The sequence below is a fragment of the Paraburkholderia sp. BGA-UO-ETr-F21 genome (assembly GCF_059567925.1).
This window is the reverse complement of sequence record NZ_JCAQOY010000036.1, coordinates 1-12,068: the sequence shown is the minus strand read 5'-3', so window position 1 is coordinate 12,068 and position 12,068 is coordinate 1. Positions and strand designations below refer to the sequence as shown.

Genomic DNA, 12,068 nt, shown 5'->3' with positions numbered 1-12,068 from the left:
CGCGCAGCCACTCATGTCAGGAACTTTACGCCGCGCAAAGCCTCTGCAAAGAAGCGTATCGTCTTTCGATACATACGGTGGCGCAGCTTCGCAGCACGAGACAAACGCGTGGCCGCCGCGCGTTTGGCGCACGCAGGAAAACACCACTAAAGTAAGCGTAGTCGCGCGCGATCGTTCGCGCCGCCACTGGAACACGCAGCGAAATCACAAACATTGCCGCAGTACAACGAAGCAAATCGAGCAGCGCAACGAGGCACTTTCCGGAGCGAGATATGCAGCTAGGCATGATTGGATTGGGACGCATGGGCGCCGACATGGTGCGGCGTCTGACGAAGGGCGGTCAGCAATGCATCGCTTACGACGTGCAGCCCGCGGCGGTGGAGAAGCTGAAACAGGACGGCGTGGCGGGCGCGGCGTCGCTGGAGGATCTGATCGCGCAACTCGAGAAGCCCCGCGCCGTATGGCTGATGGTGCCGGCCGCGGTGGTCGATATGACGCTGGAGAAACTCGTGCCTTTGCTGGAGCCCGGCGACATCGTGATCGACGGCGGTAATTCCTACTATCACGACGACATTCGCCGCAGCGCTGAGTTGGCCAAACGCCAGCTTCACTATGTGGACGTCGGCACGAGTGGCGGCGTGGCGGGCCGCGAGCGCGGCTACTGTCTGATGATCGGCGGCGAACCGGAGGTCGTGAAGCGGCTCGAACCGATTTTCTCCACCCTCGCGCCGGGCGCGGGCGCCGCGCCGGCTACACCCGGCCGAGTCAGCGGCGCGAGCACCGCGGAGCAGGGCTTTCTGCACTGCGGGCCGCACGGCGCGGGGCACTTCGTCAAGATGGTTCACAACGGCATCGAGTACGGCTTGATGGCCGCCTACGCCGAGGGGCTGAACATTCTGCGCCACGCGGACGCCGGCAAGCACGCGCGCGAGGCCGACGCCGAAACGTCGCCGCTGCGGCGTCCCGAGTTGTATCAGTACGATCTGAATCTCGCCGACGTCACCGAGGTCTGGCGGCGCGGCAGCGTGATCGGTTCATGGCTGCTCGATCTGATTGCCGGCTCGCTGGTCAGCGACGCCGATCTGCAGAACTACGCAGGGCGCGTATCCGATTCGGGCGAGGGGCGCTGGACGGTGGCGGCCGCCATCGACGAAGGCGTGCCCACGCCGGTGCTGAGCGCCGCGCTGTTCGCGCGCTTCAGTTCGCGCGGCGAAGCGGATTTTGCGAACCGGGTGCTTTCGGCGATGCGGCATGATTTCGGCGGCCACGTCGAGAAAGCGGCCACGCCGTCCGATGGGCCGAAAGGCTGATTCCAGGGAGCCGCGATGCAAGCCACTACTGCTACGCCGCACGACGTCGTGTTTCTGTTCGATTGCGATAACACCCTGCTGGACAACGACCTTGTGCTGGCCGATCTGCGCGCGCACATGATGCGGGAGTTCGGCGCGCAGAACGCCGCGCGATACTGGGAAATCTTCGAGACGCTGCGCACGGAACTCGGTTACGCCGACTACCTGGGCGCGCTGCAGCGCTATCGCCTTGAGCGGCCGCGCGACACGCGGCTCCTGCTCATGTCCTCGTTCCTGATCGACTATCCGTTTGCGAGCCGTCTGTATCCGGGCGCGCTGAATGTGCTGCGGCACCTGAGCGCACACGGTCCCACGGTTATCCTCTCCGACGGAGATGTGGTGTTCCAGCCGCGCAAGATCGAACGCTCCGGGCTATGGGATGAGGTCGAAGGGCGGGTGCTGATCTACATCCACAAAGAGTTGATGCTCGATCAGGTGATGGAGTGTTATCCCGCCCGCCACTATGTGATGGTCGACGACAAGCTGCGGATTCTGGCAGCCATGAAAAGGGCGTGGGGGGCGAAACTGACGACGGTGTTTCCCCGCCAGGGGCACTATGCGTTCGACCCGAAAGAGATCGCCAGCAATCCGCCGGCGGATGTGACCGTCGAGCGAATCGGAGAGCTGGTGGATATCGACGTGGAGTGGCTGTTGGCGGAGAAAGGCTAGGTCTTTCGCGGCGCTTGCGAGTCTGCGTGGATCATTCCCGCTCACAGAGATGTAACAAGCGCCGCAAGCCAACGCCGCTCCAGCGCAAGAACCGAGTTTCTTCAAGCCTCACCGCGGTTCAAGAGCCAGGTTCCTGCAAACGCGCTGCGTCTCAGGAACCAAGCTCCTTCAAACGCGCTTGCGCTTCGCCGGCGCCCATACGGCCGGCTGCGTCCATGGCCGTTACGCCATTCGCATCGCGCGCTTTCGGATCAGCGCCGTGCGCAATCAGCAATTCCATGATCGCCGTGCGATTGAACATCGCGGCGATCATCAACGCGGTGCGTCCGTCCGGCGACGCGCCTTCCACATCCGCACCATGCGCGAGCAAGGTTTCGATCACCGTGTCGAAGCCCTTGAAAGCCGCGCCCGCTATCGGCGTCTGCCCGTTGTCGTTGCGCAGGTTCGGATCGGCGCCGCGTTCGAGCAGCGTGCGCACGGCTTCGACGTGACCGTGGTAACTGGCCAGCATGACGAGGCTGTCGCCCTTGTCGTTACGCAAATTCGGCGGTACGCCTTTTTCGATCACCGCCGCGAGCATCGCGGCATCGCCGCGCCGCGCGAGGTCGAAGACCTGCTGCGCCAGTTCGAGCAATTCCGGGTCGATCGGCTGGCCGGCGGGCGGGGAAGTATCAGCGTGGTCCGTCAATGGCATCTCCTTGCAGTAAGCCGGGCGCCGCAAGTCTCGCGAACGCATGAATACGCACGAGTATGCATGAGATGGCGCCGGCAAGATTCTCTCAGGATACACATCTTGGGCCGGCCACGCCCGCGTCAGCGCCGCAGCGCTCAGCCGTGCCCGAACAGCTTGACCAGCAAGCCGAACACACCGATCAGAACAGCGACACCCGCGAACAGCAGCACGAATGTGATAACGAGGATCAACGGTGCTTTCCAGCGGCTGGGTGTCGGCATGATCGAGTGGTCAGGTGAGGAGGGTAGACAAAGCGGGATGCGCGGATGCGCTCCGCCGCCGTGCGTACAGCTTCACGAGCATAAACGCATTCCCTTAATATGCGCTTAAGTCTGGCGCAAGCGGCGCGATGCCGAGCATCTGCGTTTCTGCGCAGACGGTGTTGGCTCAAACCGGAGGCGATTGCATCGAACCATGCCGCGCGCTTCCTGTCACACTGCGTGACGTGAACGGGCTCGCCGCCTGAAAAGCGGCATGGATTCCCGCTGCAATGAGGTTTGGCCTCTACGCTTTCGTTATGTCATCTGCGTGACAGGATGGCCGGGTGCGCTGATTTCTGCGCGCCCGCCGCATCACGAACCATCACCGCCGCCGCACCCGCTAACCCGCCTGACCGTCCTTTTCAAGGAGTGAAGCCGTGGCTGAAGCAACTTCCCGTCCTACACCGCCGCAAGTTCTAGACGCCGATACGTTGCGCAACATGGATCGCTACTGGCGCGCCTGCAACTACCTCTCGGCCGGCATGATCTATCTGCGCGACAATCCGCTGCTGCGCGAACCGCTGAAGCCCGAACACATCAAGAACCGCTTGCTGGGCCATTGGGGTTCGGACCCGGGGCAGAGTTTCCTGTTGGTGCATCTGAACCGGCTGATCAGGAAGCTCGATCTGAATGTCATCTACGTGGCGGGTCCCGGTCACGGTGCGCCGGCCACGCTCGCGCATTGCTATCTGGAAGGGCATTACTCGGAAATCTATCCGGACCGCAGCGAAGACGAAGCCGGCATGCAGCGCTTTTTCCGGCAGTTCTCGTTTCCCGGCGGCATCGGTTCGCATTGCACGCCCGAGACGCCCGGCTCGATTCACGAAGGCGGCGAACTCGGCTATAGCCTCTCGCACGGCTACGGCGCGGCGTTCGACAACCCCGATCTGATCGTCACCGTCATGATCGGCGACGGCGAAGCGGAAACCGGGCCGCTTGCCACCTCGTGGCACTCGAACAAATTCCTCAATCCGATCCGTGATGGCGCGGTGTTGCCGGTACTGCATCTGAACGGCTATAAGATCGCCAATCCGACCATTCTCGCGCGCATTCCCCGCGAAGAGCTGGAAGCCTTGCTGTCCGGCTACGGCCACAAGCCGTATTTCGTCGAAGGCGACGATCCCGCCGTCATGCATCAACAGATGGCGGCTACGCTCGAACAGTGCATCGGAGAAATCCGCGCGATCCAGCAGCATGCGCGCGAGCGCAACGACGCGTCGCGGCCACGCTGGCCGATGATCGTGCTGCGTTCGCCCAAAGGCTGGACCGGCCCGAAGGAAGTCGACGGCCACAAGGTAGAAGGCTCGTGGCGCGCGCATCAGGTGCCGGTGCTCGATCCGGTGACCAATGGCAAGAGTCTGAAGCTGGTGGAAAGCTGGTTGCGCAGTTACGAGCCCGAGTCGCTGTTCGACGAAGCGGGGCGCCTCGTGCCGGAGTTGCGCGAGCTCGCCCCGAAGGGGGCGCGCCGGATCAGCGCGAATCCGCATGCGAACGGCGGCCTGTTATGCAAGACGCTCGACATGCCGGCGTTTCGCGATTTCGCGGCCGCGGTGAAGAAACCGGGTGGCTCGTATCTATCGCCGACCGAAGTGCTCGGCAAGTTCCTGTGCGAAGTGATGCGCCGGAACATGACGAACTTTCGTGTGTTCGGCCCCGACGAAACCGCGAGCAACAAGCTGACCGCGATCTATGAAGCGTCCGGGAAAACCTGGCTCGCGCAGACCGTCCCGAGCGACGCGGACGGCGGCGAACTATCGGTGGACGGCCGCGTGATGGAAATGCTCAGTGAACACACGCTCGAAGGCTGGTTCGAAGGCTATGTGCTGACCGGCCGGCACGGCCTGTTCGCCACTTACGAAGCGTTCGTGCACGTGATCGATTCCATGTTCAATCAGCACGCCAAGTGGCTGGAGAAGGCGAAACGTGATCTCGGCTGGCGCCAGCCGGTGCCGTCGATCAACCTGCTGATCACCTCGCTCGTGTGGCGGCAGGATCACAACGGCTTTACGCACCAGGACCCCGGTTTTCTCGATGTCGTTACGAACAAGAGCCCGGACGTGGTGCGTATCTATCTGCCACCGGACGCGAATTGCCTGTTAAGCGTCGCCGATCATTGCTTGCGTTCGCGCGATTACGTCAACGTGATCGTCGCCGACAAGCAGCCGCATTTGCAGTATCTCGACATGGACGCGGCGGTCACGCATTGCACCAAAGGTATCGGCATCTGGGACTGGGCGTCGACGGATCAGGGCGTCGAGCCCGATGTGGTGATGGCCTGCGCGGGCGACATCGCGACCATGGAGGCGCTCGCCGCCGTGCAGATTCTGAAGGAGCAGTTCACCGACCTGAAGATCCGCTTTGTCAACGTGGTCGATCTGTTCCGGTTGATGCCGGAGCACGCGCATCCGCACGGTTTGTCCGACCGCGATTTCGATTCGTTGTTTACCGCCACCAAACCGGTGATTTTCAATTTCCACTCGTATGCGTCGCTGGTTCACAAGCTGACTTATAACCGCACGAACCACGACAACCTGCATGTGCATGGCTATCACGAGAAGGGCAACATCAACACGCCGCTCGAACTGGCGATCATCAACCAGGTCGACCGCTTTTCGCTCGCGATCGACGTGATCGATCGCGTGCCGAAACTGCGCGGGGTCGGCGACCATGCGAAGGAATGGTTGCGTGGCCAGATCATCGAACATCTGGCGTATGCGCATGCCGAGGGCATCGACCGGGAAGAGATCCGCAACTGGACGTGGAAAGGCTGAGCGGGTCATGACCATACGCACTCCAGACGGTGCTGACGATCAAACGATTCTGGTGTTGAACAGCGGTTCGTCGTCGCTGAAGTTCGGCTTGTTCCGGTACGCCAGTGGCGACGAATCGCTCCTGCTGGAAGGCAGCGCGCAAGGCATTGGACGCAGCGACGGCAGTTTGCGGATCAAGGCGCCCGACGGCCGCGTGCTGCTGCAGCAGGAGCACGAACTGGAATCGCAGACCGACGCGCTGCAAAAGCTCGCGCAGGTGCTCGCGCAACAGCATCATGCGCGGCCTTCGGCGGTAGGGCATCGGGTGGTGCATGGCGGGCCGCATTTGCGCATGCATCAGCGGATTAGCGCCGACGTGCGGCGTCAATTGCAGGACGCCGTGCACTTTGCGCCGCTGCACATTCCCCCGGCACTTGCGTTGATCGACGAGGCCGAGAAAATTTTCTACGATGCACCGCATTTCGCCTGTTTCGATACGGCGTTTCACGCCACGCTGCCGCCGCGCGCGGCACAACTCGCGTTGCCGCGCCGTTATGTGGAGGCCGGCGTGATGCGCTACGGTTTTCACGGGCTGTCTTATGAATCACTGGTGACGCGGCTCGGCGCCGACTTGCCGGCGCGCGCGGTGTTCGCGCATCTCGGCAACGGTTCGAGCGTGTGCGCGTTGCGCGACGGCCAGTCGATCGATACGTCGATGGGCCTGACGCCGACCGGCGGCGTGCCGATGGGCACACGCAGCGGCGATCTCGACCCGGGTGTGCTGCTGTATCTGATGCGCGTGGAGAGGCTCGATGCCGGCGCGTTGGAGACGCTGCTCAATCGCGAGAGCGGTCTTGCCGGCTACGCGGATGGCGAGAGCGATATGCAGGCGTTGGAAAAACGCGCTGCGGCGGGCAATGCGAATGCGTCGCTCGCGATCGATGCCTTTGCCACTGCGGTGCGTAAGACGATCGGCGGCTATGCGGCGTTGCTGGGCGGAATCGATTTGCTGGTGTTTACCGGCGGCATTGGCGAGCACAGCGAGGCGATTCGCACGCGCGTCTGCGACGGACTGGCTTTCATGGGACTAACCGAAGGCGATCCGGCGGGCAAGGTGAAGGCGATTCACACCGAGGAGGAAAAGCAGATCGCGCGGCATTGCCGCGCGCTTGTACGTCAGGCAACCAAGGGCTGACTTCATTCGGGCTTGATGACAGTGTGATCCAGAACGCCCGTTACGCCGAACAGGCGCGTCACGTCTTCGAGTGCAGCGGTGCGTTGCTGGTCGCGCTGCAACTCGCCATGCAGCGTGATACGGCCGCGCGAGACTTGGACCTTCACGGCATGCTCGGGAACCGCGGCGTCCCAGGCGAGACGCCGCGTCGCTTCCATGGCGATCTGTGCGTCGCTCAGGCGTGTGTTGTGTGCCTTGGTTTTTGCGGTGCGGGCGTGCGGCATGGGTTCTCCACCGAAGTAACACGGATGGAAGAACACTAGCAGAAATGGAGCATCTGCCATTGGCTGACGGCGGCGATTTCACGCCACAGCCGCCGCCCAAACTCCCGCAGCACGGGGAGTTCAAGTCGGGCGACGACTGTGATGTCGAGCCAACGCCCTCAGCGAAACCCCCGCATCACGCCTACTGAATCGCGCCCGCGAGTGCCTGCGCGGTTGCGGCCGACAAGGTCCAGCCCAAATGTCCGTGCCCGGTGTTGTAGAACACGCCACGCCGTTTTCCACGGCCCACCTTGGGCAGCATGCTCGGCAGCATCGGCCGCAAGCCCGCCCACGGAATCACGCGCGAGGTCGATACCTCAGGGAAATACCGCCGCGTCCAGTCCACTAGCGGTGCAATCCGGTCCGAACGGATATCCCGGTTGAAGCCGTTGATCTCCGCCGTGCCGGCCACGCGAAAGCGATCCACGCCCAGGCGGCTCGTCACGATCTTCGCGCTGTCGTCGAGCAGGCTCACCCAGGGGGCGCGCTGCTGGCTGATTTCGTCATCGAGACAAACAGTGATCGAATAGCCCTTCACCGGATAGATATTCACGTGGTCGCCGAGCATGGCTGCAAAATCGCGGCTCTTCACCCCGGCGCAGACGACGATCCGTTCGAACGCAAAGCGCTGCGATTCGCCTTCGAGATTGACCGCCAGTGTAAAACGGCCCTCGGCAGGCTGCTCGATCGAGGTGATCTCGGCATCGTAATGAAATTCGACGCCGTGCCGCACGCACGCCTGAGCAAGGCCGCGCGTGAACTTGTGAATATCGCCGGTCGAATCGGACGGCGTGAAGAATCCGCCGTAAAAATCGCCGTGCAACGTGGGTTCGATGCCATGCAGCTCGCTCGCCGTCACCGGGCTGCGCTCGAGGCCGCCTTCGCGCAGCAATGCGTTCACCTTGCTGGCGGCATCGAATTCCTTGCGCGTCTTGTAGATATGCAGAATGCCGCGCCGTTCGAGATCGAAGTCGATGCCTTCGGTTTCGGCAATCGAAAACAGATGCTCGCGCGCGGCGATCGCGAGCCGCACGGTTTCGACGGTGTTCGCCCGATAGTGCGGAATCTGCCGCAGGAATTCGCCCATCCACGAGTACTTGTGCCAGGTGGGTGTGGGATTGAGCAACAGTGGGGCGTCGCGCGTGAGCATCCAGCGCAGGCCTTTCATGACGGTGGCCGCGCTGTTCCAGACTTCGGCATTGCTGGCGGACAACTGCCCGCCGTTGGCGAACGAGGTCTCCATCGCCGCATAGCGGTGGCGTTCGAAAACGGTGACGTGGTGGCCGCGCTGGGCGAGGGCGTGAGCGGTCGTGACGCCGGTAATGCCGGCGCCGATAATGGCGATTCGTGACATGTCATGGTCCAGAGTAGTTGAGCATCACCGGTGTCGATTTCATGTCGAAACCGGCGTCGATGCCCCATCTGTCCATGTACCTGAGAGTTTCTTCCCCGCGGCGGCCGGCCCGTCATGAGTGATGAGCCGTGCGCGGAGAATCCCCTTCGGTGGGCGCACGCGGTATGCCGGTGCGCCGCTCTCCAGATGTTCCTGCTGCGCGGTCCTTTTGCCTGAGAGTTTCCGGGGCGGTTGCTCCGTCGGCGTCGTCCGAATTTCTGACGATCTCTCCCGCGCTGCATTGCAGAACGGCTCGACGATACCGTTCAAAATAATTCGCCGCAAGTGTTTCGTGCGAGTCACCGCGCAAGAAGTGGCCAGAAGCGCCGCAATTGAACATGAATGCGGCTCATACGCCAATGCGAATTTCTCAAGCCGGCCGCGACGCTGAAATCGGCGGCATCGGCTATATTTGGCGGCACTGTCCGACTTTCATTCGCCAAGGAGAATGCCGTGCCCGCCCTCACAACGCTGCTCGCCTTCGGTCTGGTCTCGCTCGGCATGGTGCTCACGCCCGGGCCGAACATGATCTACCTGATCTCGCGATCGCTCTGTCAGGGGCGTCGCGCGGGCCTCGTTTCTCTTGGCGGCGTCGCGCTCGGCTACGTGTTCTACATGTTCTGCGCGGCGTTCGGCATTACCGCGCTGCTGCTGACGGTGCCCTACGCGTACGACGCATTGCGTTTCGGCGGCGCGCTCTATCTGTTGTATCTGGCCTGGCAAGCGGTCAAACCGGGCGGCCGTTCGCCGTTCCAGGTGCGCGACCTGCCGCACGACAGCCGCAGCAAGCTCTTCACCATGGGGCTCGTCACCAACCTCGCGAATCCGAAGATCGCGGTGATGTACCTGTCGCTGCTGCCGCAGTTCATTTCGCCGGGGCACGGCAGCGTGCTCGCGCAGTCGATCGCGTTCGGCTGCGTGCAGATCGTCATCAGCGTGACGGTCAATGCGCTGATCGCGAGCATGGCGGGCTCGATTGCCGTGTTTCTCGCCGGGCGGCCGGTGTGGTTGCTGGTGCAGCGCTGGTTGATGGGCACCGTGCTTGCCGGACTTGCGGTCCGCATTGCGCTCGATTCGCGCCGTTGAGCGCATCTTGCATCTCTCATCTCGAACACAAAGGCATGCTCATGTCCGACTTTCCCATCGACAACCCGTTTCTCGAATCGCTCGGCGTTCGCCTGACGCAATGGCGCGACGGTTACGCGGAACTGGTCATGCCGATCGATGCCAGCAAGCTCAATCGCCAGGGCGTGCTGCAAGGCGGCGCGATCGCGACGCTGCTCGATGCGTCGGCGGGTTATGCGGGCATCTTCGCGCCGAGCGGCGACCCGGCCCGGCATGCGTTCACGCTGTCGCTGACCACCAACTATCTCGATAAGGGACTCGGTGAACTGGTCACCGCCAAGGGTTTTCTGGAGCGCGCGGGCCGCTCGATTTTTTTCTCGCGGAGCGAGGCGTGGGTGGACGGCAAGCTGCTGATCGCCAGCGCGCAGGGCACGTTCAAATATTCGAAGACCGCGTGAGGCGCACAGGCCGGCCCCGCGCTTCGCTCATAGCGCCTTGTACATGATGGTGGTCGAGTCGAACTCATGGGTGTGCGTGCCACGCGCGTATCCCGGGATCACACCTGCTGTCCGATAACCCAGTGCGGTATAGAGCGGCTCGGCGTGGTCGCCGGTGCGGGTGTCGAGCGTGAGCAGGCTGCGCTGCAATTCATGCGCACGGCGTTCGAGTTCCGTCATCAGCGCCCGCGCAATGCCCTGACGGCGGAACGCCGGATGGACCAGCAGTTTGCGCACCTCGGCGCGATGCCGCTGATTCGGCATCGTGTCGTAATCCAGTTGCACGGTGCCCGCAATCGCTTCGCCCTGACGCGCGACTAGCAACATCAGGCCGCCGGCACGCAACGAAGGCAGCACTTTGATGCGCCAGAACGCTTCGCACTCGTCGGCGCCACACGGCATCACGAAACCGACGCTGGCCCCGTCATGCACGCAGGCGCCCAGCAGCGCGCCGAGTTCAGGGAGATGACGCACGAGGTCGTCGGCGGAGAAAGGGGTGAGGGTGGTCGCGCTCATGCTGGCTCACACGATGAACAGAATATAGCGCGCCGCGCTGTGCGCGGGCGTCACGAAAGCGCTGGGGCCGAACAGTTGGTAGCGCAGGCAGTCGCCGGGTTGCAGGTCGTGGCGCTGGCCGTCCACGGTGATCTGCAACTGCCCTTCCAGCAGGATCAGATGATGTTCGAGCCCGGGCCGCGGCGACGCGTTGTAGGTAATGCGCACGCCGGCGTCGAGTTCGCATTCCAGCGCCTCGCCGCTCAACGCCTGCGCGGGTGGCGACACGGAACGCCGCCGGAAGCCGATGCTGGCGTCGGTCCAGAGCGGCTGGGCGTCGCGCGGCACGAGCGGCGCGAAGTCCTCCTCGACCATGTGCATGAGGCGCGACATGGGCAGGCCGTAAGCCACGCAGAGTTTGCCGAGCACGCTCGCCGTGGGGCTGACGGCGGCGTTTTCGAGGCGCGAGAGGGTTGCGCGGCTCACGCCGCTCAGTTTCGCAAGATCGTCGAGCGACCAGTTGCGCTCGGCGCGCAGCGCCCGCAGCCGCTGGGCGATACGGCGGTCGATGGCGTTGTCGTCGGAGAGTGGGGTTTCCATATTAGAGAAAATATCCCGAATATGGAAAACGGTCAATGATGACAAAAATCGGGTCGGTCCGGCTGACGCGGACCAACCGTCGGTTAGCCGGTCAGGAGCGCGACTTACTCGTGCCTTGTCATACGCAGCATCGACGTGTCGTAACCCAGCGCGCGAACCCGCTCGATCAGCGCGTCTTTCACGCTCGCAGCGGGCATGGCCTCACGCGTCAGGATCCACAGATAACGTCCGCTCGGCTCGCCGACGATCGACCAGCTATAGTCGTCCGCGTGATCCAGCACCCAGTAGTCGCCGAAGAAGAACGGGCCGAAGAACGACACTTTCAGTTTGGCATTGCCCGAGTCGGCGACCACCTTCGCGCGCCCCTTCGCGACGTCCAGCGGACCGTTCACCGCGCCTTGGTGGCAGCTGTTGATCACGTCGATCAGGCCGTCGTCGCGCGTGGCGTACTCGGCGGTGACGGCTTCGCAATCGCGCTCAAAGCGGTTTTCATAGCGCGCCAGTTCATACCATCGGCCGAGATAGCGGCTCAGGTCCACGGGCTTCGCGGGCTCGGGCACGTGCGCGTTGCCGCTCTTGCCGGCCGGGCTGAGCGCGCACGCGCCAAGCAGGCAGACTGCGCCGACCACGAGTGAAATGGGGGTCGCTTGCGAAAACGGAAAATAAAGCACGTTAGCGGCGGACGAACGTTGCCAGACGACCCCTTGGAGTCATTCAAAATCGAATCTCGAACGGCCGCTTCCGCCCTTGCATGAGCCGA

Annotated in this window: 13 protein-coding genes and 1 riboswitch; of the genes, 6 read left to right on the top strand and 7 right to left on the bottom strand. The window is 63.1% G+C overall.

Annotated elements, in window-relative coordinates:
• The first annotated feature begins 212 nt into the window (after positions 1-212).
• Together gnd and AC57B1_RS21170 are read left to right on the top strand one after the other, a co-directional pair.
• Entirely contained in the window at positions 213-1,310 is a 1,098-nt protein-coding gene (gnd, locus tag AC57B1_RS21175) for a phosphogluconate dehydrogenase (NAD(+)-dependent, decarboxylating) (protein ID WP_286162239.1), read from the top strand.
• A gap of 15 nt (positions 1,311-1,325) precedes the next feature.
• Positions 1,326-2,018 carry an HAD family hydrolase gene (locus tag AC57B1_RS21170; RefSeq protein ID WP_091808317.1) on the top strand — a complete coding sequence of 231 codons (693 nt, stop codon included), beginning with the start codon at positions 1,326-1,328 and terminating at the stop codon, positions 2,016-2,018.
• A 151-nt stretch (positions 2,019-2,169) separates the two neighbouring features.
• On the opposite strand, the gene AC57B1_RS21165 is transcribed toward AC57B1_RS21170, so the two are convergent.
• Together AC57B1_RS21165 and AC57B1_RS21160 are read right to left on the bottom strand one after the other, a co-directional pair.
• Entirely contained in the window at positions 2,170-2,706 is a 537-nt protein-coding gene (locus AC57B1_RS21165) for an ankyrin repeat domain-containing protein (RefSeq protein ID WP_496418554.1), read from the bottom strand.
• A 140-nt stretch (positions 2,707-2,846) separates the two neighbouring features.
• Positions 2,847-2,972, bottom strand: a complete 126-nt coding sequence (locus AC57B1_RS21160; RefSeq protein ID WP_286162203.1) for a hypothetical protein — start codon at positions 2,970-2,972, stop codon at positions 2,847-2,849.
• A gap of 416 nt (positions 2,973-3,388) precedes the next feature.
• Here AC57B1_RS21160 and AC57B1_RS21155 point away from each other — a divergent pair, with 416 nt between their 5' ends.
• Together AC57B1_RS21155 and AC57B1_RS21150 are read left to right on the top strand one after the other, a co-directional pair.
• Positions 3,389-5,782: a phosphoketolase family protein gene (locus AC57B1_RS21155; protein WP_496418553.1), complete on the top strand. Its 2,394-nt coding sequence runs from the start codon at positions 3,389-3,391 to the stop codon at positions 5,780-5,782.
• Positions 5,783-5,789: 7 nt separating this feature from the next.
• Positions 5,790-6,956: an acetate/propionate family kinase gene (locus AC57B1_RS21150; RefSeq protein WP_496418552.1), complete on the top strand. Its 1,167-nt coding sequence runs from the start codon at positions 5,790-5,792 to the stop codon at positions 6,954-6,956.
• Positions 6,957-6,958: 2 nt separating this feature from the next.
• On the opposite strand, the gene AC57B1_RS21145 is transcribed toward AC57B1_RS21150, so the two are convergent.
• Positions 6,959-7,219 carry a BON domain-containing protein gene (locus AC57B1_RS21145; RefSeq protein WP_408345899.1) on the bottom strand — a complete coding sequence of 87 codons (261 nt, stop codon included), beginning with the start codon at positions 7,217-7,219 and terminating at the stop codon, positions 6,959-6,961.
• Positions 7,220-7,400: 181 nt separating this feature from the next.
• Positions 7,401-8,612, bottom strand: a complete 1,212-nt coding sequence (locus tag AC57B1_RS21140) for a D-amino acid dehydrogenase (RefSeq protein ID WP_091808326.1) — start codon at positions 8,610-8,612, stop codon at positions 7,401-7,403.
• A 190-nt stretch (positions 8,613-8,802) separates the two neighbouring features.
• Positions 8,803-8,895: riboswitch (glycine riboswitch) on the bottom strand.
• A 209-nt stretch (positions 8,896-9,104) separates the two neighbouring features.
• On the opposite strand from AC57B1_RS21140, the gene AC57B1_RS21135 reads away from it, so the two are divergent.
• Together AC57B1_RS21135 and AC57B1_RS21130 are read left to right on the top strand one after the other, a co-directional pair.
• Positions 9,105-9,737, top strand: a complete 633-nt coding sequence (locus AC57B1_RS21135) for a LysE family translocator (RefSeq protein ID WP_496418551.1) — start codon at positions 9,105-9,107, stop codon at positions 9,735-9,737.
• Between the two features lie 41 nt (positions 9,738-9,778).
• On the top strand, positions 9,779-10,174 hold the full coding sequence (locus AC57B1_RS21130; protein WP_091809312.1) for a PaaI family thioesterase: 396 nt from the start codon (positions 9,779-9,781) through the stop codon (positions 10,172-10,174).
• A gap of 27 nt (positions 10,175-10,201) precedes the next feature.
• Here the strand turns inward: AC57B1_RS21130 and AC57B1_RS21125 are convergent, their stop codons facing one another.
• The 3 genes from AC57B1_RS21125 to AC57B1_RS21115 form a co-directional block, all read right to left on the bottom strand.
• On the bottom strand, positions 10,202-10,729 hold the full coding sequence (locus AC57B1_RS21125; protein WP_496418550.1) for a GNAT family N-acetyltransferase: 528 nt from the start codon (positions 10,727-10,729) through the stop codon (positions 10,202-10,204).
• A 6-nt stretch (positions 10,730-10,735) separates the two neighbouring features.
• Positions 10,736-11,308: a helix-turn-helix domain-containing protein gene (locus AC57B1_RS21120; RefSeq protein WP_496418549.1), complete on the bottom strand. Its 573-nt coding sequence runs from the start codon at positions 11,306-11,308 to the stop codon at positions 10,736-10,738.
• Positions 11,309-11,412: 104 nt separating this feature from the next.
• Complete coding sequence (locus AC57B1_RS21115; RefSeq protein WP_496418548.1) at positions 11,413-11,979, bottom strand: lipocalin family protein; 567 nt, start codon at positions 11,977-11,979, stop codon at positions 11,413-11,415.
• Between the last annotated feature and the right edge of the window lie 89 nt (positions 11,980-12,068).

What these genes read in the sequence shown, in the direction of transcription:
- AC57B1_RS21170 (WP_091808317.1), top strand. Translation starts at nt 1,326, where the DNA reads ATGCAAGCCACTACTGCTACGCCGCACGACGTCGTGTTTCTGTTCGAT.
- AC57B1_RS21160 (WP_286162203.1), bottom strand. Translation starts at nt 2,972, where the DNA reads ATGCCGACACCCAGCCGCTGGAAAGCACCGTTGATCCTCGTTATCACA.
- AC57B1_RS21150 (WP_496418552.1), top strand. Translation starts at nt 5,790, where the DNA reads ATGACCATACGCACTCCAGACGGTGCTGACGATCAAACGATTCTGGTG.
- AC57B1_RS21145 (WP_408345899.1), bottom strand. Translation starts at nt 7,219, where the DNA reads ATGCCGCACGCCCGCACCGCAAAAACCAAGGCACACAACACACGCCTG.
- AC57B1_RS21140 (WP_091808326.1), bottom strand. Translation starts at nt 8,612, where the DNA reads ATGTCACGAATCGCCATTATCGGCGCCGGCATTACCGGCGTCACGACC.
- AC57B1_RS21130 (WP_091809312.1), top strand. Translation starts at nt 9,779, where the DNA reads ATGTCCGACTTTCCCATCGACAACCCGTTTCTCGAATCGCTCGGCGTT.
- AC57B1_RS21125 (WP_496418550.1), bottom strand. Translation starts at nt 10,729, where the DNA reads ATGAGCGCGACCACCCTCACCCCTTTCTCCGCCGACGACCTCGTGCGT.
- AC57B1_RS21120 (WP_496418549.1), bottom strand. Translation starts at nt 11,308, where the DNA reads ATGGAAACCCCACTCTCCGACGACAACGCCATCGACCGCCGTATCGCC.